This window comes from Streptomyces sp. AK02-01A, assembly GCF_033795305.1.
In the GTDB taxonomy this organism is placed as follows: Bacteria; Actinomycetota; Actinomycetes; order Streptomycetales; family Streptomycetaceae; genus Streptomyces.
This window is the reverse complement of record NZ_JARBAE010000004.1, coordinates 186,719-208,897: the sequence shown is the minus strand read 5'-3', so window position 1 is coordinate 208,897 and position 22,179 is coordinate 186,719. Positions and strand designations below refer to the sequence as shown.

The window sequence follows — 22,179 nt, the reverse complement described above, 5'->3', positions numbered from 1 at the left end:
GTGACCATGACTGCTGACACTTCCACTCGCTACCGCGAGTTCCGGATGCCCGATGTGGGCGAGGGACTCACCGAGGCCGAGATCCTCAAGTGGTACGTACAGCCGGGCGATTCCGTCACCGACGGCCAGGTCGTGTGCGAGGTCGAGACCGCCAAGGCGGCCGTCGAGCTGCCCATCCCGTACGACGGCGTGGTGCACGAGCTGCGCTTCGGGGAAGGCACGACCGTCGATGTCGGCGCGTCCATCATCACGGTGGACGTGGCACCGGGCACCGCCGACGAGGCCCCGGCGGCGCCGCCCGCGCCACCGGCCGTCACCGAGGAACCGGCGGAGCCGACGGGCCGTCAGCCGGTCCTCGTCGGATACGGAGTCGCCGAGGCGTCCACCAAGCGCCGCCCGCGCAGAGGCGCTCCGGTGCCGGAACAGGCGCCGGCCGCCGCCGCGATCCAGGCCGAGATGAACGGCCGCACGGGCGCGGCTCCGCCGGCTCCGGAGGTCCCGCGGGTCGGTCCGGCCGCGCCGGTCTCGACGTCCCGGCCGCTCGCCAAGCCGCCGGTGCGCAAGCTCGCCAAGGACCTCGGTGTGGACCTGGCGACGATCACGCCGAGCGGTCCTGACGGGATCATCACCCGTGGCGATGTCCACGCGGCGACGGCTCCGGCCGCGACGGCCGCTCCGGCGCCGGTCGTGCCCGCCGCCACCGCCGCCGCACCGGTGGCGGTCACGGCCGACGGCCGGGAGACGCGTATCCCGGTCAAGGGCGTACGGAAGGCCACGGCGGCCGCCATGGTGGGCAGCGCCTTCACCGCGCCGCATGTCACGGAGTTCATCACCGTCGATGTGAGCCGCACGATGAAGCTCGTCGAGGAACTCAAGTCTGACAAGGACATGGCGGGGCTACGGGTCAATCCGCTGCTGCTGATCGCCAAGGCGCTGCTGGTCGCGATCAAGCGCAATCCGGAGATCAACGCCACCTGGGACGAGGCCAACCAGGAGATCGTGCTCAAGCACTATGTGAACCTGGGCATCGCCGCCGCGACGCCGCGCGGCCTGATCGTCCCGAACATCAAGGACGCGCACGACAAGACGCTGCCTCAACTGGCCGAAGCGCTGGGCGAACTGGTGTCCACGGCCCGCGAAGGCAGGACGACACCGGCGGCCATGCAGAGCGGCACGGTGACCATCACCAATGTCGGCGTCTTCGGTGTGGACACCGGCACGCCGATCCTCAACCCGGGCGAGTCCGCGATTCTGGCGGTCGGCGCGATCAAGCTCCAGCCGTGGGTCCACAAGGGCAAGGTGAAGCCCCGCCAGGTGACCACACTGGCGCTCTCCTTCGACCACCGCCTGGTCGACGGCGCGCTCGGCTCAAAGGTCCTGGCGGACATCGCCGCGGTCCTGGAGCAGCCGAAACGGTTGATCACCTGGAGCTGACGCCGCTCCGGATCCTGTCCCACCACAAGCCCCGCGACGGCCGCCGCCGTCGCGGGGTTTTTTCCTTTTTCGGCATGTGTCGGAACATTCGGCCTTCCGGCGGTTCCGGTAGTCCTTCCGTGCACACCGTGTAGGAAATTGGGCAATGTATCGGCCCCGCAATGGGCAGCCGGGTCATTGTCTGATCTGATTGCCTCAGGGATCGAAGGCCGAGCCGGGACACCGGTGTCAACGTGTCAGCGGCTCGGCCCGAGCGGGGAATTGGCCTGACCGGAGACCTTGGCTCATCGGTGCGTGAGCGCAGGAACCGTGGTCGTTCCCGTTCCGTCCTAACGGCCGGCGAAGCGCTTTCGCGTCCGCGCGAAACGATTACGGAACGCGTCGCCGACGTTACTTTAAGCATCGTTGTATTGAAGGGAACATCTTGCACAAGCGAAATGGAAAGCGCTGGCTTTCAGCGGCCGCCCTCGGCACCACACTGGCCGCGGGCGCTTTCGCTTTCCTGCCGACCATCGCCCAGGCGCAGGACGAGAACAGTGCGGCGCCGTCGACCACACAGGCCGATTTCGCCGCCGCCGCCGCGGAGTTCAAGGTTCCGCTGTCCGTCCTGCTCGGCGTGGCCCACGAGGAGTCCGGCTGGCAGCAGCACTCCGGCTACAGCAACACCGGTGGCTGGGGTCTGATGAACCTCACCGAGGTGACGCCGGAGATGACGGCCGACGGCCCTGCCGGCGCCGCGGGCCGCTCCGACCTCGCCTCGTTCACCAACCATCCGGAACTGCACACGCTGCGGGCCGCCTCGAAGCTGACCGGCATCCCGGCCGAGCGGCTCCAGAACAACCGGCGGGACAACATCCGCGGCGGAGCCGCACTGCTCGCCTCGTATCAGAAGCAGCTCACCGGCGGCACCTCCGACGATCCGTCGCAGTGGACCGCGGCGATCGCCAAGTACGGGAAGCTGTCGGACAAGAAGGCCGCCGCGTCGTACGTCGACGACGTGTTCGCCACCATCAAGTCCGGCGCGCGGCGGAAGACCGCGGACGGCGTCACGATGAAGGCCGACCCGTCCGCGAAGCCGGTCTCCGGCCAGCTCGGCAAGCTCAAGCTGAAGGACACCTCCGCACCGGCGGCCGAGTGCCCTCGCTCGATGAACTGCCAGTTCGTCCCGGCGGCGCCGTCCAACGGCCAGGTGTCCAACCGTCCGGACAACGGCATCAAGATCACTCAGATCATCATCCACACGACTGAGGGTTCGTACGACGCCGCGATCCAGACCTTCCAGACGCCGGGCGGGAGTTCGTCGCAGTATGTGATGCGCTCTTCGGACGGCGCGGTCACCCAGATGGTGGCCAACAAGGACATCGCGTTCGGTGACGGCAACTACGACAGCAACCTCCACTCGATCCAGATCGAGCACGAGGGCTTCTCGGCGCACGGCGCGGACTGGTACACGACGGCGGCCTACCGGCAGACGGCCAAGCTCGTGACGTACCTGGCCGACCGTTACGACATTCCGCTGGACCGTCAGCACATCCTCGGCCACGACAATGTGCCCGGTCCTTCGACCAGCAGTCTCTCGGGCATGCACTGGGATCCGGGCAACGGCTGGGACTGGACCCGCTTCATGCGCATGATCGGCGCGCCGATCGACGACGGCAAGCGCGGTGTCGGCGCCGTCGGATCCGCGGTGACCATCGCTCCTGGATACAACCGGAACCTCCAGACCTACACGGTCTGTCCCTCGGACGACCCGACCGGCGCCATCACCGCCTGCACGCAGGTGACCGAGCCGTCCAGCGCTCTGTTCGTCCGCAGCGCTCCGAGCGCCGACGCGCCGCTCCTCCTCGACCCGGTCATCCATCCGGACCCGGCCGCCACGGGCGGCACCGACCGCGTCAATGACTGGAGCGTCACCGTCCAGGCCGGACAGCGGTTCGTCGTCGCCGAGGTCCAGGGTGACTGGACCGCGATCTGGTACGACGGCCAGAAGGGCTGGATCCACAACCCGAAGGGCAAGAACACCGTTCTCGCTCCGGGCGCGCGGATCATCAAGGCGGCCGGTACCGCGGCCGCGCCGGTGTACGGCACGGCCTATCCGGACGTCGCCGAGTATCCGGCCGGACTGTCTCCGTCGGCGCAGAAGCCGCTCGCCGCGGTGAACTACGCGATCCCCGTCGGTCAGGCCTATGTCGCCGACCAGCCGCCGCTCGCCAGCGCCGACTTCTTCCCGTCCAGCGGAGCGGTCGTCATCGGAGCGAAGCTCTACTACACCATCCAGTTCAACCACCGGTATGTCCTGGTGAACTCCGGCGACGTCACCGCCACCACCTCCCGGAGGTAGTGACTCCCGGTCCGGTGGTGTCCGTCCGACAGGACGGACAGAGCCGGTACGAGGCGCCTGGGGCCGACACGGCCCCGGGCGCCTTTCCGTGTTCCCGGCGCCGTCTGCCGTCCGCCGTGTGCCGTGTGCCATGTGCGCGCGGCCGAGGTCCCGAGCGGTCGGCCCTCACAGGACCTCCGCAGGACCGGGCAGACCGATCTCGGCGAAGACGGTCTTGCCGACGGTACGGGGCTCGACGCCCCAGCGGTCCGAGAGCTGAGCGACGATCAGCAGACCACGGCCGAACTTCTCGTCGTCGGCGGCCATCCGCAGCGTCGGCAGCCGCTCGCCACGGGCGTCGCTGACCTCGATCCGCAGCGCGCGGCAGGTGAGGACGATCCGTACCTGGAAGAGCCGGTCGCGAAGGCCGCCGTGCAGCAGCGCGTTGGTGGCGAGTTCACTGACCACGAGCGCGGTGTCACCGGCCAGCTCCGGAAGCCCCCACTCGCCGACGAGCCGCGCGGCCCGCCGCCGGACGAGGCTGACGCTGCGCGCGGTAGGTGTGTAGCTGAGGCAGTCCTCCTGAAGGACGGGCTCGGACGCGGGCACTTCGTGGGCTGCGGTCATGGACACGCATCTCCTTGTGCGGTCGGGATCTGCCCGTACGTGTGCGCGTGGGCCTGGCAGTGGCAATGCCGCGTCCGGCCGCGCTCGGTGGCATGGCGGGGCGGTGCACTTCCGCCGGTCGGCGCCGCTGTGCGAGCGGTTGGCCACTGACGGTAACGGCGACGGCATCTCGGTGCAAGTGAAACGGAGCCAATTGTCTCCAACGGAGGAGGTGGGTCGACTCACAGAGGCGTACGGGGCGACACTTGGGGCGTGAATGGAACGGCTCAGCAAGGCAATCGGGCGTCAACTGTCCTGGGACGCAGGCTCGGACGTGAGCTGCTGCGCCTGCGCGATGCGGCGGGAAAGACTCAGCAGCAGGCCGCTCAGGTGATCAGCGCGACCAACTCGAAGATCGTGAAGATGGAGCGCGGTTGGGTGCCGATGCGAGACCCGGATATCCGGATGATGTGCGAGTTCTACGGCATGGCCGACCAGAAAACCATCGGTCGGTTGCTGGAGCTGGCCCGGTTGGACCGGGAGCGCCGGAAGGCGAAGGGGTGGTGGCAGCAATCGCCCCAAGCCGGCGCCCTCGCGGAGCTGATCGCCATGGAGGACGTGGCCAGGCGCGTGCGCGCTTGGCAACTCTCCTTGATTCCCGGGCTGCTTCAGACTTCGGAGTACGCGCGCTCGCTCGCCGTTAGCGATGGCGTGTGGGAAGACCCGGACGACATTGAGCGGATCGTCGAGGTACGGATGAGGCGGCAGGCGCGACTGAGTGGCGAGGCGCCGTTGCAGTTGTACGCGGTGGTCTCCGAGGCCGCGCTTCGCCAACTGGTCGGCGGGCCGAAGGTCATGCGGAACCAGCTTGAGCACGTGCTGGAGATGGCTCAACTGCCCAATGTGCGTATCCAGGTGATGCCGTTCCAGTCCGGAGGCCACCCGTGCATCACCACCTCATTCAGCATCGTCTCGTTCACCGAGTCCGAGGCGGTTGACGTTGTCCACGCTGACACGATCGCCTCTACTGTGTGGGTAGAGAACGAGGAGGAAAGCGCGGTGTGCAGCACGTTCTTTGACCGTACGGCCCGTCTGAGCCTCGCTCCCAAGGACTCGGTGAGGCTGATCGAGGACATTGGTAAGGGGATGTATCCGTGATCGAGTTCGACTTTGTGAGATCCAGTTACAGCGGGTCCGGTGGTGACTGCGTCGAGGTAGCCCTCAATGTTCCCGGCACGGTCGCCGTGCGTGATTCCAAGGACGTCTCAGGTCCGGTCCTGCGCCTGGCTCCGGCCGCCTGGGATGCTTTCCGGTCCGGGCTGCGTCGCCCGTAAGTCCTCGCTGCGGCCACTACTCTGTGGCCGCATCCGACCTGGGTCGAAGGTGTCAATTTTGCACACCTCTTCGCCTGCTTGTGTGGGGTCAGTCCGTCTCGACAAGGGAGCGAGTGATCATGTTCCGCTTCGAGAAGTCCAGCTACAGCAACCAGACCGGGGCGTGCGTCGAGGTAGCCCTCAATGTTCCTGGCACTGTCGCCGTGCGTGATTCCAAGCACGTCTCCGGTCCGGTGCTGCGCCTGGCTCCGGCCGCCTGGGACGTCTTCCGGACCAGCCTGCGTCGTCCGTAAGCCCGTCACGGGGCGCGGTCACCGCTCGTTGCCCGCGTCCCGTACCGGCCCGAGTCCTTTCGCGCTGCTTCGTGGCGACACCGGGGACCCAGCCCCCGCCACTTCGGACTGACGATCTCCGGGAGCACACCATCCTCGAAGTAGCCGTACTTCTCGCGATAGCCGCCGTCGTCCTCCTCGTGGCCAAGGTGACGCGCCGTCCCGCCGTCGAGCGGCCGGCCGTCGCTCGTGTGCCCGCTCGTATCTCCTGGGCCAAGTGGGCCGGAGGAATCGCGTTCTGCCTCTGCGTGGCCGCTATCGCCTTTGTCGTGGGAGCCATGAGCGGATTCGACACGCGGCCCACTCGGCCCTGTGTGACCGAGCGCACCGGGAACATGAGTCCGCAGGCGTACCGGGACCCGGAGAACGACGGGATCGTCATGACCTGGCGGGCCTTTCCGCCGTCGACCGTCTGCACCTGGCCGGACGGTACGAAGGTCGAGCTTGTCCCGCGCTGGATCAACGCGCTGCTGTTCGCCTCGCTGGGCGGTGCCGTCGTACTGACCGGCGGCGCCGTCGTCACCGCCTGGCGGGCCCGCAGGCAGTAGCGAGATCGCGCGCTCGCCGCTGATCACTCCAGGTGACAATCGCGGCTCCTCGCGGGCCTGTTCGTCTTGATCATGTCGGCGTTGTCGGGGAGCTGTTGGTGTTGTGTCACCAGGCCGTAACCGGCTGAGAGGGCCGGACGCCGGGCTCGTACTGGGTGGCGATGGCTCCGGATGTGCCGGAGTTCACGACCTGAGGAGTTACGAAATGTTCCGGAAGCGCATGGGAATGATCGCTGCGGCCGCCGCTACAGGCGCGATGCTGCTGACCGCTTGCGGCGGCGCCGACGGCGGTACCGACAACGGTGCGGCCGGTGACTCTGCTCCGGCCGCCGCCGCTCCCGCCGCCAATGCGGCCGGCACCGGCGATCTGGCCTTTTTGAGCGGCTCCGCGAAGAAGAACAACGCGCCGGCGAACACAGGCGACTGGGCGAACCAGCCGGGCAAGCCGGCGGTCGCGCCGGTCGCGAAGAAGTGGGTGCAGCTCTCGGCCTCCAAGGCCGGGAATCTGAACCCGGTGGTCGTCAATGGCGCCGGTTTCACTCTGTACCGGTTCGACAAGGACACGGCGGACCCGTCGAAGTCGAACTGCAATGACGCCTGCGCCGTCACCTGGCCGCCGGTGGTCGTGGACCCGCGCGGCAAGATCTTCATCGACGGCGTCAAGAAGTCCGACGTCGGTGTGGTCAAGCGCGACGACGGCACCTTGCAGGTGACGCTCGGCGGCTGGCCGGTCTACCGCTTCAGCAAGGACCTCAAGCCCGGTGACACCAATGGCCAGGGTGTGGGCGGCACGTGGTTCGGTGTCACTCCCGACGGCCAGAAGGCCGGCGGTCAGGCGGCCGGTGGCGGTCAGACCGGAGGCGGCGCGACGGCGCCCGCCACCAGCGCCGTCCTCTTCGACGACAAGAACTTCGCGGACAACGGCTCGCAGGGCCTGTCCGGCCAGGGCTGCCAGAACGTCGCACGTGACAACATCGCCTCCTCCCTCCAGGCCGGCGGTTCGCTGAAGATCTGGTCCGAGGCGAACTGCACAGGCCAGTCGAAGATCATCAACGGTGATGTCGCCGACCTGTCCACGATCGGCTTCGACAACACCGTCTCCTCCGTCTTCTTCGGATAACGGTCTCCGCCTCCGGTCCCGGAGGCGGTGCGACCGCGAGGGCCCGTCGTCGGTGGGGTCGACGGGCCGTCACCCGTTCGGGCGCCAGGCATATCCGCCTGGCGCCCGCAGCGTTGGCCCGCGCCGCCGGAGGATCTGGCCGCCGTCGCCGTCCGTATCCCGGACGGCGAACACTGTTGCACCTCTGTTGTATCTAAGCTGTGCTCATGCCGTCCGCTCCTGCCGCTCCGATGAAGCAACCGCCTGCCGCCGACCGTGTCTACAGCCATATCAAGGAAGCCGTGCTCGACCGCCGCTACGAGGGCGGCACGCTGCTCACCGAAGGAGAGCTGGCCGAGGCCGTCGGAGTGTCGCGGACACCCGTACGGGAGGCGCTGCTCAAGCTGGAGGTCGAAGGGCTGATCAAGCTCTATCCGAAGAAGGGCGCGCTCGTGCTCGCGGTGTCCGCGCAGGAGATCGCGGATGTCGTCGAGACCCGGCTGCTGGTCGAGGAGTTCGCCGTACGCAAGGCCGTACCGGCGTCGCCGCGCCTGATCGCGCGGCTGGAGGCGCTGCTGGAGGAGCAGCGGCTGCGGGCCGGAGAAGGTGATCTCGCGGGCGCCTCGATGGCCGACCGTTCCTTCCACGCCGAGATCGTGCGCAACGCCGGAAACCAGATCCTCTCCAAGCTGTACGACCAGCTCAGAGACCGGCAACTACGGATGGGCGTCGCCGTGATGGAGGCGCATCCGGACCGGATCGCGAAGAACATCATCGAGCACGCCGAACTGCTCGAAGCCATCAGGACCGGCGACGCGGACGGCGCGGCCCAGTGTGTGCGACGTCACGTCAGCCGCGTCAAGGTGCTGGTCAGGGGTGAGGCCCGGTGAGCGCCTCCTCCGTCGCTCTGCCCGGCGACCCACCCGGCGGCCGGCGCGCCACCTGGATCTGGGGCATCGGCGTCGCCGTCTACTTCGTCGCCGTCATCTTCCGTACGAGTCTGGGCGTCGCGGGCCTCGACGCCGCCGAGCGCTTCGACGTCAACGCCTCGGCGCTGTCGACCTTCTCCATACTCCAGTTGCTCGTGTACGCCGGCATGCAGATACCCGTCGGCCTGCTGGTCGACCGGTTCGGCACCAAGAAGGTCCTCACCTTCGGAGTGGTGCTGTTCACCGCCGGACAGCTCGGCTTCGCGTTCTCTCCGTCATACGGCACCGCTCTCGCCTCCCGCGCGCTGCTCGGCTGCGGTGACGCGATGACCTTCATCAGCGTGCTGCGGCTCGGCACCCGCTGGTTCCCGGCCCGGCGCGGGCCGATGATCGCGCAGATCGCCGCACTCTTCGGGATGGCGGGCAATCTCGTCTCCACCATCTTCATCTCCCGCACCCTGCACGGCCTCGGCTGGACCACGACCTTCGCCGGCAGCGCCATGGCCGGTGTCCTCGTCCTCGTGCTGATGCTGCTCTTCCTCAAGGACCATCCGGAAGGCCATGAGCCGCCGCCCGCCGAACACGCCGGCGCCGCCTATGTACGGAAGCAGATCGCCGAGTCCTGGCGCGAACCAGGCACCAGGCTCGGGCTGTGGGTGCACTTCACCACGCAGTTCCCGGCGATGTTCTTCCTGCTGCTGTGGGGACTGCCGTATCTGGTCGAGGCGCAGGGCCTGTCCCGGGCCACCGCCGGTGAACTGCTCACTCTGGTCGTCCTGTCCAACATGGCCATCGGGCTGGTGTACGGACAGGTCATCGCGCGCCACCACGCGGCCCGCGCGCCGCTGGCACTCGGCACGGTCGGCGCGACGGCGCTGGTCTGGGCCGCCACACTCGCCTGTCCCGGCGACCGTGCTCCGATGTGGCTGCTGATCACACTCTGCGCGGTCCTCGGCGCCTGCGGACCCGCGTCGATGATCGGCTTCGACTTCGCCAGGCCCGCGAACCCGCCGGAGCGTCAGGGCACGGCCTCCGGAATCGTCAACATGGGCGGTTTTGTCGCCTCGATGACCACGCTGCTCGCGGTGGGAGTGCTGCTGGACGCGACCGGCGACAGCTACCGGATCGCGTTCTCGTCCCTCTTCGTCCTCCAGACGCTCGGCGTCGCGCAGATCCTGCGGCTGCGGGCGCGGACGGCGCGGCGGGAACGGGAACGGCTGGTGGCGAGCCGCGTGGAGGCCGTGCACGTACCGGCGTGACACGGCGGACCGGCGCGCGTACTCCGGTGTCCGACGGGAATCGCGCACGCATCGCTCTTCCCGGCGGACACCGGGAGTTGCCATGATCCGGGCATGGCAGACGAGGGCTCTCCGGTGTACGAAGCACGGTTCGGCTGGGACCGGAAGACGGCCTGGACGGTGGCTCTCACCGCCGTCTTCACGGCATGTCTGCTGCTGCCGGACATCCCGCTGTACGCGCGGCTGCTGGGACTGCCGCTGTTCGGCGGCGGCGGGCTGTTCATGGCGTACTCCGCGATGAGCCACAAGGTGGCGCTGCGCGTCGACGAGACAGGTGTACTCCTCGGCGGCAATCCGGCCCGCTACGAGTCGACCACGGCCCAGGTGCCCTGGGAGGACATCGCGGCCGTGGTCCTCTGGCGACAGCATTCGGCCGCCTCGATCCCGTACGTCGGTCTGGCCCTGCACCGGCACGCCGCTCTGCCGCCCGGTTCCAGCCAGGGCCGGGTCGCCCGCGCCACGCTGCGGATGCTGGTGCCGCATCTGCCGGCCGACGTCGTGCCGGCCTCACGGCCGGTGAGCGGCTGGCGTCTCGACAAGGACCGACTGACCGCCGCCGTCGCACACTTCGCGCCGACGATCCCGGTGGTGGACGCCGGTTGAGGGCCTTCGGGCCACACCAGCGATGATCACTCCGGGCCGGCCCGCCCGGCCGGGAGCGATCTCACGTCACCGCCACCGCCGCGCCGTACGGTCCGCGCGGGTCAGCGCGTCACCGCGAACTCGCGCAGGATCGCCGTCGCCAGCTCGTGATCGCCGTCAATCTTGATCTGGTCGGCGACAGCCGCGGCCCGCACCCGGCCGCACGCCAGCCGGAAGTATGTCTCCCAGTCCATCGCCAGTGTCACCAGCGGACCGAGCGAAGGCGAACCGTCGACCGAGCCGCGTCCGTCCGCGTTCACCCGGACCGTACGGAGAAACTCCACCGGGCCGTGCACATCGATGACGATCGCCGAGTTCGGCGGCGCGCCCGCGTCCTTGGCGACGACCTTCGGCAGCGCGGCCAGCAGGTAGTCGCGGGCGATGTAGGCGCCGGGCGAGTCGAGGTTGCCGGGCTTGTTCAGCGTGGTCCGCAGATCCTGCTCATGCACCCAGACATCGAACGCGCGCAGCCGCATGGCGGTTTCGAGGGTCTGCTCCTTCCCGAGCGGAGCACGGACCATGGTGTCGGGAGAGCGGTTCTCGTTCCGGAGCTGCCGGTTGCGGCGGATGATCGTGTACTCCAGCTCGGAGGTCATCTCCGGTGCGGTGTGATGCCGCCGCACATCGACCTGCATCTCCATGTAGCGGGTGATCTCGCTCTGCACATGGTAGAGATCGCGCGGCAGCGAATGGATCGGCCGCGGATCACCGAGCATCTCGGACTCCATGCCGATGACATGCGAGACGATGTCCCGGACGGACCAGCCCGGGCACGGCGTGCGCCAACTCCACTCGCCTTCGACGAGCGGCTGCACCAGCTCGGCTATGGCCTCGATGGAGTCGGTCCAGGCATCGGCGTAGTTTTGAAGGCTGGGATGGACGGTCACGGGACCCCTCGGCGGTTCTGCGGTACGCGGGCTGGCTTGCTGGCTGGCTGCGGGCTGCGTGGGAGGTTTGGCAGCTAAGTTACGCTGCCCGGTGGCACCCCGGCAGTGCTTTCGTGTGACGATCGTAGGCCCGTGTTGACGGCTTGAATGCCAGGACGGTGGTACTGTGCGCGCCTCTCTCCTCCAGATCGCAGTAGACCCGGACGAATCGGTCGATTCCCGTAGACAACGTGTCGCGGCGCTGGTGAGGCAGCAGCGTGGCGCCGGTCTGGTGGTGCTGCCGGAGCTGTGGCCGATGGGAGCTTTCGCCTACGAATCCTTCGCCGACGAGGCGGAGCCGCTCGACGGACCGACGTTCGCGGCGATGTCGAAGGCGGCGAGCGACGCCGGGGTCTGGCTGCACGCGGGCTCCATCGTGGAACGGGCCGCGTCCGGAACCGGCACTCTCTACAACACCTCGCTGGTCATCTCGCCCGCCGGTGAGCTGGTCCGTACCTACCGCAAGATCCACCGCTTCGGCTTCGACAAGGGCGAGGCGACACTGATGGGCGCGGGTGACGAACTCGTCACCGTCGCGCTGCCGGAGACCACACTCGGCCTCGCCACCTGCTACGACCTCCGCTTTCCCGAGCTGTTCCGAGGGCTGATCGACGCGGGCGCGGAGCTGCTCGTCGTCCCGGCCGGCTGGCCGGCCCGCAGGCGCGCGCACTGGACCCTGCTCACGCGGGCCCGCGCGGTGGAGAACCAGGCGTATGTGCTGGCCTGTGCCACCGCCGGCAGCCACGCCGGAGTGGCACAGTCGGGCCACAGCGTCGTCGTGGACCCGTGGGGCGAGGTGCTCGCCGAGGCGGGGACGGACGAGGAGGTCCTCACCGTCGAGATCGATCCGGCGAAGGTCGCGACCACTCGCGAGCAGTTCCCGGTACTGAAGGACCGCCTGCTGGGCCTGGAACGGCCGCGCCGCTAGGGCCTGTCCGGTGTCGCGCCACCGGCACCGGGCCGCCGACGTGGGCGGACAGGTGGCGAGTCGGATACCGAAGACTCGAACCGGACAGAGCGATCGCGGATGGGTGGACAAGCACACGAAGCGCCTGGCAGGTGCGGGCGATCTTGGTCGTGAACCCGTCCACCAGGAGCTTCGCTCCTTCGTGCAGTCCATCTCTGCCCGCAAGCTGCCGCCCCATCGGATTGGAAAAGGCGGCTCAGTGATAAATGCCCCAAAGTCGGTTGAAGCGCCCGTCGTGAACCGATATCAAAGGCTCACTCAATACAAGCTCGTGCGCACGGCCTGATACCGGCTCCCTGACCTTGATGACTCCGAGGTCCCCGGCAGGGCCGAGCTGAGAAGAACTCCGCTCTTCGTCGTCGCGGCCACCGCGGTCGTCGGCAACTTCGGCCACACCGGCGCGGCGTCTCCCGCCAAGTCCTGGTTGCGGACGGTCACGTAAGTTTCATAACCGCTCTCCTCACGTTGAACTCGGCGGATAATATTAGTGATCCAGTGCAGCACGCCACGAGGTCCGCCCTGGGGCCGTGCGCAGGGAAAGGCGCCGTGCCCGCGACGGAGGATTCGGACTACCGTGGACGAGCAAGACCGTGGTCGGGCAGACAGCATCGATCCCGCAGACCAGTGGGTGCTCAATCCGGACACCGGCGAATACGAACTGCGACTGGTCCCTTCCGCACCGCAGTCGCCGCCGCCCGGAGCGCGCCGATCTGACTCGCGGGAATCCGGCCACACGCCGCGCGACCGGACGGCGACACTGGAACGGGAAGCAGGCAAAACAACCGGCCGGGAGATTCCGTTACAGCGCAGGCAACGGGCGAAGCCCGAGCAGTCGGCCGGCCGCCGCAGCCGCCGCCCAGCGAAGAAAAAGTCAAAGGCGAAGAAGGCCCTGATATGGACCGGCGGAACCATGGCCTTCATTCTGGTCGCCACCGGCGCCGCGGCCTACACGTACCTGAAGCACCTTGAGGGCAATGTCACCACGACGGACATCGGTAGCGCGGGCAAGCAGGGCTTCAGTAAGGATGATGCCTTCAATGTCCTGATCATCGGCACCGACAAGCGTACCGGCAGGGGCAATGAGGGTTACGGCGACAAGGGCAGCGTCGGGCACGCCGACACCAACGTCCTGCTGCACGTGTCGAAGGACCGGACGAACGCCACCGCGATGAGCATTCCGCGTGACCTGGTCGTGGACATACCGGACTGCCCGACGAAGCTGGCGGACGATACCGAGAAGGTGATCCCCGGCACGGAGGGTGCCCGCTTCAACACGAGCCTGGGCCAGGACGGTCGAGACCCGGGCTGCACGATGCGCACAGTGGAGGCGGTCACTGGCATCCCGGTCGACCACTTCATGATGGCCGATTTCAACGCGGTGAAAACGCTGACGTCGGCCGTCGAAGGGGTTGACGTCTGTTTGGAACAGCCAGTGAACGACGCGGACTCGCACCTGAAACTGCCCGCCGGCGACTCCACCATTGCGGGCGAGCAGGCGCTGGCGTTTCTCCGCACCCGACACAGCTGGGGCAATGCGGGCGATTTGGACCGGATCAAGGTGCAGCAGCAGTTCCTGGGGTCACTGATGCGCAAGATGGCCTCCGGCGACACCCTGACCAGCCCAACCAAGTTGGTGTCGCTGGCCGAGGCCGCCACCAAGGCGCTGACCGTGGATACCGGGATTGGCACAGTCAGCTCGCTGAAGGATGTTGCGCTGGAGTTGAAGAAGGTGCCGACGAAGAACATTAGCTTCATGACGGTGCTGGTGCTGGACAACCCGGCGGATGGTCCGATTCACAAGACGGTCATTGTCAACCCGGACCTGGCCCCCCCGGTCTTCGACGCAATCAAGAACGACGTTTCCTTCACCGAGGTGAAGGAGCCGAAGGAGAAGAAGCAGGAGAAGGACCCGGAGGCCGCCCTGCTCAAGGGCGCCAAGTCAGGCGCGTCCGAGGTTCGGGTGCGCGTCCTTAACGGCGGCGCCGAGAACGGCAGCGCACAGCGCACCCTGGAGTGGCTGCAGAACAAGAAGGGCGTACTCAAGTCAGAGAACGCGGGTAGCCTCCCCGACGACCGGACCCAGAGCGGAACCACCCTTGAGTACGGCCCCGACCAGGCTTCACAAGCACGGGAGTTGGCCGCACTTATGGGCCTGCGCGGCTCCGCGATGAAGCCGGGCGAGAGCGTGATCAACGCCCAGGGGCTGGCCGCGATGACGCTGACCTTGGGCAAGGACTTCAAAGGCGCGGGCGTGTCCTTCTCCTCTCCGAAGACAGCGCCGAAGGTCGAGGGTTCGTCCACGGCGAACGAGGTAAAGTGCGCCAGCTGAGTCCGGCGCGGAATCGGTCGCCGCGCATCGGTCCGCACTTCGGTTGGCTCGGTCAGAGCTGACTCCGAGCCCGGTCCGCAAGAGCGCTCCTGGAGTTTGATTCGCCTGTCTGAACGGCTGCGTCCGTAAGGCCCTTGGAGGTTGTCTCACGTGGCACGTTTCGCGAGCTTCGTGTAGCAGGCCAGGGCGGCGGCCATGGCCGGGCCTCGGCTCTGCCTGTCATTGCGGACCGTGTACGGGATCTTGAGACCCACGAGCAGCCCATGGCAGGCTCACGCCGCATGATCGATGAATTCGCGAAAGACAACCTGCACGGGAGACTGCGGCGGGACCGCGAGGCGCTGCTCTGGAAACTCGACGGCTTGTCCGAATACGACGCCCGCCGACCTTTGACAGCGACCGGGACCAACCTCCTCGGCCTGGTCAAACACGTGGCCAGCGTCGAGGCCAGGTACCTCGGCGAGGTCTTCGACCGCCCTTCCCCGGAAGCGCTGCCCCGGTGGCAGGACCACTCCAACGGCAGCGATCTGTGGGCGGCCGAGGACGAGACCCGCGATCAGATCATCGGGTTCTACCGGCGCACGTGGGAACACTCGGACGCGACGATCAACGAGCTTCCCCTCGACGCCCCCGGCCACGTGCCGTGGTGGCCGGAGCCTTACGCCGACACCAACCTGTTCGCCGTCATGGTCCATGTCCTCGGCGAGTCCATCCGGCATGCCGGGCACGCCGATATCCTGCGCGAGGGCCTCGACGGCCGGACGGGGTTGCGCGCCGAACACGAGAAGCGGATCGACGAGGAAGCCCGTGCGGCCTACTGCGCGAAGATCGAGCAGGCCGCCAGGTCGGCCGCACCGATCAAGGCAGCGACAATGTGACCGGTTCCGAGCCCGTCGAGCAGCCTGAAGCGTCGCCCGCAGAGTCTGTGGACGACCGGCTGGTCGACGAGCCGGCGGGCGGAGGGCCTTCAGACGCGCCTTCTCGCGGTCATCATCAGCGGCGAGGTGACCGCGCTGGGAACGTGGCTGGACGAACGGCATGGCCCCGGAACCTTCACGGGCCTGTTCCGAACGGCGGGGTATTTCGACCTGGCCTGATCGCCCGAGCCTTGGCGGACGTGCCGGGGGTGCGCGTCGCCCGGAGCGCTGACAGTGGCACTCTTTAAGGCATGAACGATGCTTCTCCCGCGCCCCGCCGTGCCCGTGTCCGCGCTCCCGAGCTGATCGGCAAGGGTGGCTGGCTCAATACGGGCGACACCTCGTACACCTTGGCTGACCTGCGGGGACGCATCGTCATTCTGGATTTTTGGACATTCTGCTGCATTAACTGTCTGCATGTCCTGGACGAGCTGCGGGAGCTGGAGGAGAAGCACCGGGACACGGTGGTGATCATCGGTGTCCACTCGCCGAAGTTCGTGCACGAGGCCGAGCACCAGGCCGTCGTGGACGCCGTCGAGCGGTATGAGGTCCATCACCCTGTCCTGGACGATCCCGACCTGGCGACCTGGAAGCAGTACGCCGTACGGGCCTGGCCCACGCTCGTCGTGATCGATCCCGAGGGATACGTGGTCGCCCAGCACGCGGGCGAGGGACACGCGCACGCCATCGAGAAGCTCGTCCAGGAGCTGGAGGCCGAGCACGCGGCGAAGGGCACACTGCGGCGCGGAGACGGACCGTATGTGCCGCCGGAGCCGGTCGCGACCGATCTGCGCTTTCCGGGCAAGGCGCTGGCGCTGGCGAACGGGAATCTCCTGGTCTCGGACTCCAGCCGCCACCAGCTCGTCGAGCTGGAGCCGGACGGCGAGACGGTCGTACGGCGGATCGGCACCGGCGAGCGCGGCTTCGGCCGGGACTCCTTCAGCGAGCCGCAGGGACTGGCGCTGCTGCCCGACGGCAAGGTGATCGTCGCGGACACCGTGAACCACGCGCTGCGGACGTACGACCCGGTCAGCGGCGCGATCGAGACCGTCGCCGGGACCGGCCGGCAGTGGTGGCAGGGATCACCGACCGCCGGGCCGGCGCTCGAAGTGGACCTCTCCTCGCCGTGGGACGTGGCGTGGTGGGCCGGCCGGGTGTGGATCGCGATGGCCGGCGTCCATCAGCTCTGGACCTACGATCCGGCCACCGGCACGGTCGAGGTCGCGGCCGGCACCACCAACGAGGGACTGGTGGACGGGCCCGCCGCCGAGGCGTGGTTCGCGCAGCCGTCCGGGCTGGCCGCGGCCGGTGACCGGCTGTGGATCGCCGACTCGGAGACCAGCGCGCTGCGTTATGCCGAGCGCGACGGTGCGGACGGCGGCGTTGTCATCCGTACGGCCGTCGGCACCGGGCTCTTCGACTTCGGACACCGCGACGGTGAGGCCGGACAGGCGCTGCTCCAGCACCCGTTGGGTGTCACCGCGCTGCCCGACGGCTCCGTCGCCGTCTCGGACACGTACAACCACGCGCTGCGCCGGTTCGATCCGGCGACCGGTGAGATGACCACGCTGGCCACGGATCTGCGGGAGCCGAGCGGCGCCGTGCTGGTCGGTGAGGACATCGTCGTCGTCGAGTCCGCGCGGCACCGGCTGACCCGGCTGCGGCTGCCCGACGAGGCCGTCCGGGTCGAGGCCGTCGCGCACCGGACGCGGCGGGCCGCCACCGAGGTCACCGCCGGTGCGCTCCGGCTGGATGTCGTCTTCACGGCGCCGAGCGGCCAGAAGCTGGACACCCGCTACGGTCCGTCGACACGGCTGCTGGTCTCCGCCACACCGCCCGAGCTGCTGGCGGACGGCGGCGGCGCCGGTTCGGATCTGAGCCGTGAACTGGTGCTGGCCGACGGGATCACGGAGGGAGTGCTGCATGTCTCCGCGATGGCGGCGTCCTGCGACGACGACCCGGCCAACGAATATCCGGCCTGCCATGTCCATCAGCAGGACTGGGGAGTTCCGGTCCGCGTGACGGAGTCGGGTACGGCCAGGCTCGGTCTGGTGCTCGCCGGAATGGACGCGTAGGACCTCTCGGCCCCGGTGCCGGTCCGGCGGGACCGGCGCCCGGCCGCCGGGCCCGGTCGTCGCCGGGCTCGGCGCGCGGGTCAGAAACCGGAGCGTTCGTCCCGCTCCACGACTGTCGGCGCGACCGGTGTGACGATGGCGCGACGGCGCCGCGCGATGCTGGTGAATGTGGCGATGCCGATGATGCCGACCGCCATCATGATCAGTCCGACCAGGTCGAGATTGACGCTGTCGACTTCCCAGTCGGTCGCGAAGGTGAGGATCGCCCCCACCGCGATAAGGACGATGCATCCGCCAATGCCCATGAATCCCGCCTCCTGATACGAGTGGTGGCCGTTCCGGGCCACATCGCGGGTACCCCGGTCCGGAACAGCCATGCGGGCGGCGGGCGTCGGGGCCCTCGCTCCTCGCTGTCCTGTCAGCCCTCCAGGAACGCGACCAGCGCGTTTGTCAGCAGATACGGATCGTCCGCGCCGCACAGCTCACGCGCGCTGTGCATCGACAGGATCGCCACGCCGATGTCGACGGTCTGGATGCCGTGCCGGGCCGCGGTGATCGGTCCGATCGTCGTGCCGCACGGCATCGAGTTGCTGGAGACGAACGACTGCCAGGGCACGCCCGCCTTCTCGCAGGCCGCGGCGAACACGGCCCGGCCGCTGCCGTCCGTCGCGTACCGCATATTGACGTTGACCTTGAGGATCGGGCCGCCGTTGGGACGCGGGTGGTGCGTCGGGTCGTGGCGCTCGCTGTAGTTCGGATGTACGGCGTGGCCGGTGTCCGAGGACAGACAGACCGTCCCGGCGAAGGCCCGTGCCCGGTCCTCGAAGGTGCCGCCGCGCGAGAGCACCGAACGCTCCAGCACGGTCCCGAGCAGCGGTCCGTCCGCGCCGGTGTCCGACTGGGAGCCGTTCTCCTCGTGGTCGAAGGCGGCGAACACCGGGATGTACGGGAGCGGCCCGCCGGAGACGGCGGCCAGCGCGGTCGTGCCGGCGTGCACCGACAGCAGATTGTCCATCCGCGGCCCGGCCAGCAGCTCGCGGTCGCGGCCCAGATAGGCCGGCGGTTCGATGGCGTGCGGCATCAGGTCCCAGCCGGTGATGTCGGCGGCGTCGACGCCCGTCTCCTCGGCCACGAACCGGATCAGATCGCCCTCCTCCGGCTCTCCGAGGCCCCAGATCGGCTGCATGTGGCGCTGCCGGTCCAGCTTGAGGCCGTCCGTGTTGACCGAGCGGTCCAGGTGTACGGCGAGCTGAGGCACGCGCAGCAGCGCGCGGTCGACATTGACCAGCCGGTGTGAACCGTCCCGCAGCGTGATGCGGCCCGCGAGACCCAGATCGCGGTCGAGCCAGGTGTTCAGCAGTGTCCCGCCGTAGATCTCGACGGCGATCTGCCGCCAGCCGTACGAGCCGCTGTCCGGCAGCGGCTTGACGCGCAGATTCGGAGAGTCGGTGTGCGCGCCGACGATGCGGAACGGTGTGTGCGGTTCCGCGCCGTCCGGTACGTACCAGGCGATGATCGCTCCACCGCGCAGCACGAACCGTCCGCCCGACGATCCGTCCCAGGCATCCGTCTCCAGCACCTGGCGGAAGCCCGCCGCCGTCAGGCGCTCCGCGGCATTGGCCACCGCGTGGTACGGCGAGGGGCTCGCCGCGAGGAAGGACATGAGGTCGTCGGTGTGGCCGCGGTCGAAGCGGGCGGAAATGCTCATGGGGTTCACCATAACGACGGCCCGTGGCCCCCGGCGCGCCAGCGGAGACAACGGTTTGGGCCGGGTCGGGACAAGCTCCGCACATGGGTGAATCAGACACCGGAGAAGGGCGGGAAGCGGTGCGCGCGGCTGGAAAAGTGGCCGGAAAAGCGGCCGGGCACCTCTGGGGAGAGGTGCCCGGCGGCGGTGCCGCGGTGGATGGTGTCGGACAGGGCCCAGAAGGTCTGGAAGCGGCCTAGAAGGCCGCCTCGTCCAGCTCCATGAGGGAGTCGGCGGAGCCGGCGACGGATTCGGCGAGCGCGCGCTGTGCCGAGACGCCGGGCAGGATGTCCGTGGCGAAGAACTTCGCGGCGGCGATCTTGCCCTGGTAGAACGCCACGTCCTTCGTGGCGGCCGTCTCCAGCTTCTCGGCGGCCACGGCGGCGCCGCGCAGCAGCAGATAGCCGACGACCACATCGCCCGACGCCATCAGCAGGCGGGTGGTGTTGAGCCCGACCTTGTAGATGTTCTTGACGTCCTCGCCGGTCGCGGTGAGGTCGGTGAGCATCCGGCCGACGATCGCCTCCAGGTCGACGGCGGCCTTGGCGAGCGCGTCGCGGGCCGGGGCCAGCTCCGTACCGCCGGTGCCGACGGCGAGGAACTTCTTGATCTCCTCGGCCAGGGTGTTCAGCGCCTGGCCCTGGTCGCGGACGATCTTGCGGAAGAAGTAGTCCTGGCCCTGGATGGCCGTGGTGCCTTCGTAGAGAGTGTCGATCTTGGCGTCCCGGATGTACTGCTCGACCGGGTATTCCTGGAGGTAGCCGGAGCCGCCGAAGGTCTGCAGCGACTGCGCGAGCTGCTCGTACGACCGCTCCGAGCCATAGCCCTTGACGATCGGCAGCAGCAGGTCGTTCAGCCCGTTGAGCGCCTTGACGTCCTCGCCGCCGGCCTCCTTGAGAGCGATCTCGTCCTGCACCGAGGCGGTGTACATGACCAGCGCGCGCATGCCCTCGGCGTACGCCTTCTGCGTCATCAGCGCGCGGCGGACGTCGGGATGGTGGGTGATGGTGACCTTGGGCGCGGACTTGTCCATGAACTGCGCGAGATCGGGGCCCTGGACGCGCTCCTTGGCGTACTCCAGCGCGTTCAGATAGCCGGTGGAGAGCGTGGCGATGGCCTTGGTGCCGACCATCATCCGGGCGAATTCGATGATGCGGAACATCTGCCGGATGCCCTCGTGCTTGTCGCCGACCAGCCAGCCCTTGGCCGGATGGCGGTCGCCGAAGGTCATCTCGCAGGTGTTGGACGCCTTGAGGCCCATCTTGTGCTCGACGTTGGTGGCGTAGACGCCGTTGCGCGCGCCCAGTTCGCCGGTCTCCCAGTCGAACTCGTACTTCGGCACGAGGAACAGCGACAGGCCCTTGGTGCCGGGTCCTGCGCCCTCGGGACGGGCGAGGACGTAATGCAGGATGTTCTCCGACATGTCGTGCTCACCGGAGGTGATGAAGCGCTTCACGCCCTCGATGTGCCAGCTTCCGTCCGCCTGCTGGACGGCCTTGGTGCGGCCGGCGCCGACGTCCGAGCCGGCGTCCGGCTCGGTGAGGACCATCGTGGAGCCCCACTGCTTCTCGACCGCGAGCGCGGCGACCTTCTTCTGGGCCTCGTTGCCCTCCTCGAAGAGGATGCCGGCGAAGGCCGGGCCCGACGCGTACATCCACACGGCCGGGTTGGCGCCGAGGATCAGCTCCGCGTAGGCCCAGATCAGGGAGCGCGGCGCGGTCGTGCCGCCGATCTCCTCGGGCAGGCCCAGCCGCCAGTACTCGGAGTCCATGTAGGACTGGTAGCTCTTCTTGAAGGCGGCGGGCACCGGTGCCGTGCTGGTCTCCGGGTCGAACACCGGAGGGTTGCGGTCGGCGTCCGTGAACGACTCCGCGAGGTCGTTCTCCGCGAGGCGGACGACCTCACCGAGGATGCTCTTGGCGGTCTCCACGTCCATCTCCGCGAACGGTCCCGTGCCGTACAGCTTGTCGCGCCCGAGGACCTCGAAGAGGTTGAACTCGATGTCGCGGAGATTCGACTTGTAGTGCCCCATGGCAGCGACTCCGTAAGGATCGGGAGGCAGATTCCTCATGCATGTACCAGTAAGTAGCTACGATGATGCTACCCATGGGTAATAAGACGCAACCCCCTATGGCCATCTGTGACGAGGCTCCCCTTCGCGGTAATCCTCAGTACTCTTGCGCTCATGTACGGCTACGACCAGAATCCGGGCGCGCAGCAGCAGTACGCGCAGCAGCAGCCGCAGCAGCCGATGGGCGGTGCCGGTCCCGGCGGTTACGGCGAGCAGCCGCTGTATCCGGAGCCGTCGCCTCCGTCGCTCGGTGACGCCGTGCGGGCGTTCACGACGGGGTCGCTCTCGGCCGAGGACTTCCAGCAGATCTTCGCGACGTCGAAGGTCTACTGCCCGCGCGGCGACAATCCCGGATTTCTGGCGCTGCACAACACTCAGCAGCCGGTCATCCCGATGTTCAGCACGCTCAAGGAGCTGCGGCGGTACGCGGGCAAGGAGTCGAAGTACTTCGTGATCACGGGCGCCGAGGTGATCGACCTGCTGCCGACGGGCTATGGCTTCGTGCTCGACATGGAGGGCGACCACCGGATGGTGTTCGACGCGAAGGCGGTCGAGCAGATGGTGGACTTCGCCATGCGCCGTATGTACGGCTGACCAGCGCTTTC

General features: G+C 68.2%; 20 protein-coding genes. 15 read left to right on the top strand and 5 right to left on the bottom strand.

Features of this window, described 5'->3' with window-relative positions:
- The first annotated feature begins 6 nt into the window (after positions 1-6).
- Together PV679_RS07020 and PV679_RS07015 are read left to right on the top strand one after the other, a co-directional pair.
- The gene (locus PV679_RS07020; protein ID WP_319679174.1) at positions 7-1,434 is read left to right on the top strand and encodes a dihydrolipoamide acetyltransferase family protein; all 1,428 of its coding nucleotides are present in this window, start codon (positions 7-9) and stop codon (positions 1,432-1,434) included.
- Between the two features lie 424 nt (positions 1,435-1,858).
- Positions 1,859-3,775 carry an N-acetylmuramoyl-L-alanine amidase gene (locus PV679_RS07015; RefSeq protein WP_319679173.1) on the top strand — a complete coding sequence of 639 codons (1,917 nt, stop codon included), beginning with the start codon at positions 1,859-1,861 and terminating at the stop codon, positions 3,773-3,775.
- Between the two features lie 165 nt (positions 3,776-3,940).
- Here the strand turns inward: PV679_RS07015 and PV679_RS07010 are convergent, their stop codons facing one another.
- Complete coding sequence (locus tag PV679_RS07010) at positions 3,941-4,381, bottom strand: ATP-binding protein (protein ID WP_319679172.1); 441 nt, start codon at positions 4,379-4,381, stop codon at positions 3,941-3,943.
- A gap of 252 nt (positions 4,382-4,633) precedes the next feature.
- Here PV679_RS07010 and PV679_RS07005 point away from each other — a divergent pair, with 252 nt between their 5' ends.
- The 8 genes from PV679_RS07005 to PV679_RS06970 all read left to right on the top strand — a co-directional run bounded on the left by PV679_RS07005 (position 4,634) and on the right by PV679_RS06970 (position 10,503).
- Positions 4,634-5,518, top strand: a complete 885-nt coding sequence (locus tag PV679_RS07005) for a DUF5753 domain-containing protein (protein ID WP_319679171.1) — start codon at positions 4,634-4,636, stop codon at positions 5,516-5,518.
- Complete coding sequence (locus tag PV679_RS07000) at positions 5,515-5,694, top strand: DUF397 domain-containing protein (protein WP_319679170.1); 180 nt, start codon at positions 5,515-5,517, stop codon at positions 5,692-5,694. Before PV679_RS07005 ends, PV679_RS07000 begins: the two co-directional genes overlap by 4 nt.
- Positions 5,695-5,813: 119 nt before the next feature.
- Positions 5,814-5,987, top strand: a complete 174-nt coding sequence (locus PV679_RS06995; RefSeq protein WP_416069665.1) for a DUF397 domain-containing protein — start codon at positions 5,814-5,816, stop codon at positions 5,985-5,987.
- A gap of 71 nt (positions 5,988-6,058) precedes the next feature.
- A complete protein-coding gene (locus tag PV679_RS06990) occupies positions 6,059-6,574 on the top strand; it encodes a hypothetical protein (protein ID WP_319679168.1) in 516 nt (171 codons plus the stop codon).
- Between the two features lie 205 nt (positions 6,575-6,779).
- Positions 6,780-7,694 carry a hypothetical protein gene (locus PV679_RS06985; protein ID WP_319679167.1) on the top strand — a complete coding sequence of 305 codons (915 nt, stop codon included), beginning with the start codon at positions 6,780-6,782 and terminating at the stop codon, positions 7,692-7,694.
- Between the two features lie 206 nt (positions 7,695-7,900).
- On the top strand, positions 7,901-8,563 hold the full coding sequence (locus tag PV679_RS06980; protein ID WP_319679166.1) for a GntR family transcriptional regulator: 663 nt from the start codon (positions 7,901-7,903) through the stop codon (positions 8,561-8,563).
- Positions 8,560-9,861: an MFS transporter gene (locus PV679_RS06975; RefSeq protein ID WP_319679165.1), complete on the top strand. Its 1,302-nt coding sequence runs from the start codon at positions 8,560-8,562 to the stop codon at positions 9,859-9,861. Before PV679_RS06980 ends, PV679_RS06975 begins: the two co-directional genes overlap by 4 nt.
- A gap of 93 nt (positions 9,862-9,954) precedes the next feature.
- Entirely contained in the window at positions 9,955-10,503 is a 549-nt protein-coding gene (locus PV679_RS06970; RefSeq protein WP_319679164.1) for a hypothetical protein, read from the top strand.
- 101 nt (positions 10,504-10,604) lie between these two features.
- On the opposite strand, the gene PV679_RS06965 is transcribed toward PV679_RS06970, so the two are convergent.
- Complete coding sequence (locus PV679_RS06965; RefSeq protein WP_319679163.1) at positions 10,605-11,429, bottom strand: maleylpyruvate isomerase family mycothiol-dependent enzyme; 825 nt, start codon at positions 11,427-11,429, stop codon at positions 10,605-10,607.
- Between the two features lie 166 nt (positions 11,430-11,595).
- Between PV679_RS06965 and PV679_RS06960 the strand changes: the two genes are divergently transcribed.
- The 4 genes from PV679_RS06960 to PV679_RS06945 all read left to right on the top strand — a co-directional run bounded on the left by PV679_RS06960 (position 11,596) and on the right by PV679_RS06945 (position 17,756).
- Positions 11,596-12,396 carry a carbon-nitrogen family hydrolase gene (locus PV679_RS06960; protein ID WP_319679162.1) on the top strand — a complete coding sequence of 267 codons (801 nt, stop codon included), beginning with the start codon at positions 11,596-11,598 and terminating at the stop codon, positions 12,394-12,396.
- A gap of 613 nt (positions 12,397-13,009) precedes the next feature.
- Complete coding sequence (locus PV679_RS06955; protein ID WP_319679161.1) at positions 13,010-14,764, top strand: LCP family protein; 1,755 nt, start codon at positions 13,010-13,012, stop codon at positions 14,762-14,764.
- Positions 14,765-15,045: 281 nt separating this feature from the next.
- Positions 15,046-15,642 carry a DinB family protein gene (locus PV679_RS06950; RefSeq protein WP_319679241.1) on the top strand — a complete coding sequence of 199 codons (597 nt, stop codon included), beginning with the start codon at positions 15,046-15,048 and terminating at the stop codon, positions 15,640-15,642.
- A 290-nt stretch (positions 15,643-15,932) separates the two neighbouring features.
- Entirely contained in the window at positions 15,933-17,756 is a 1,824-nt protein-coding gene (locus PV679_RS06945; RefSeq protein WP_319679160.1) for an NHL domain-containing thioredoxin family protein, read from the top strand.
- Positions 17,757-17,836: 80 nt separating this feature from the next.
- On the opposite strand, the gene PV679_RS06940 is transcribed toward PV679_RS06945, so the two are convergent.
- From PV679_RS06940 to PV679_RS06930, 3 genes are all read right to left on the bottom strand, one after another.
- Positions 17,837-18,061, bottom strand: coding sequence for a DUF6458 family protein (locus tag PV679_RS06940; protein WP_319679159.1), 225 nt, complete (start codon positions 18,059-18,061; stop codon positions 17,837-17,839).
- Positions 18,062-18,174: 113 nt separating this feature from the next.
- Entirely contained in the window at positions 18,175-19,464 is a 1,290-nt protein-coding gene (locus PV679_RS06935) for a M18 family aminopeptidase (protein ID WP_319679158.1), read from the bottom strand.
- 235 nt (positions 19,465-19,699) lie between these two features.
- Positions 19,700-21,535 (bottom strand): acyl-CoA dehydrogenase, encoded by a 1,836-nt coding sequence (locus tag PV679_RS06930; protein WP_319679240.1) that lies wholly within the window; start codon positions 21,533-21,535, stop codon positions 19,700-19,702.
- Positions 21,536-21,688: 153 nt separating this feature from the next.
- Here PV679_RS06930 and PV679_RS06925 point away from each other — a divergent pair, with 153 nt between their 5' ends.
- Positions 21,689-22,168, top strand: coding sequence for an SseB family protein (locus PV679_RS06925; protein WP_319679157.1), 480 nt, complete (start codon positions 21,689-21,691; stop codon positions 22,166-22,168).
- The last annotated feature ends 11 nt before the right edge of the window (positions 22,169-22,179 follow it).

Bases quoted from the DNA above. Each gene is read 5' to 3' on its own strand.
- PV679_RS06925 (WP_319679157.1), top strand. From the start codon at position 21,689: ATGTACGGCTACGACCAGAATCCGGGCGCGCAGCAGCAGTACGCGCAG.
- PV679_RS06950 (WP_319679241.1), top strand. From the start codon at position 15,046: ATGATCGATGAATTCGCGAAAGACAACCTGCACGGGAGACTGCGGCGG.
- PV679_RS06935 (WP_319679158.1), bottom strand. From the start codon at position 19,464: ATGAGCATTTCCGCCCGCTTCGACCGCGGCCACACCGACGACCTCATG.
- PV679_RS07020 (WP_319679174.1), top strand. From the start codon at position 7: ATGACTGCTGACACTTCCACTCGCTACCGCGAGTTCCGGATGCCCGAT.
- PV679_RS06995 (WP_416069665.1), top strand. From the start codon at position 5,814: ATGTTCCGCTTCGAGAAGTCCAGCTACAGCAACCAGACCGGGGCGTGC.
- PV679_RS06940 (WP_319679159.1), bottom strand. From the start codon at position 18,061: ATGGGCATTGGCGGATGCATCGTCCTTATCGCGGTGGGGGCGATCCTC.
- PV679_RS06970 (WP_319679164.1), top strand. From the start codon at position 9,955: ATGGCAGACGAGGGCTCTCCGGTGTACGAAGCACGGTTCGGCTGGGAC.
- PV679_RS06945 (WP_319679160.1), top strand. From the start codon at position 15,933: ATGAACGATGCTTCTCCCGCGCCCCGCCGTGCCCGTGTCCGCGCTCCC.
- PV679_RS06980 (WP_319679166.1), top strand. From the start codon at position 7,901: ATGCCGTCCGCTCCTGCCGCTCCGATGAAGCAACCGCCTGCCGCCGAC.
- PV679_RS06930 (WP_319679240.1), bottom strand. From the start codon at position 21,535: ATGGGGCACTACAAGTCGAATCTCCGCGACATCGAGTTCAACCTCTTC.
- PV679_RS07010 (WP_319679172.1), bottom strand. From the start codon at position 4,381: ATGACCGCAGCCCACGAAGTGCCCGCGTCCGAGCCCGTCCTTCAGGAG.
- PV679_RS06985 (WP_319679167.1), top strand. From the start codon at position 6,780: ATGTTCCGGAAGCGCATGGGAATGATCGCTGCGGCCGCCGCTACAGGC.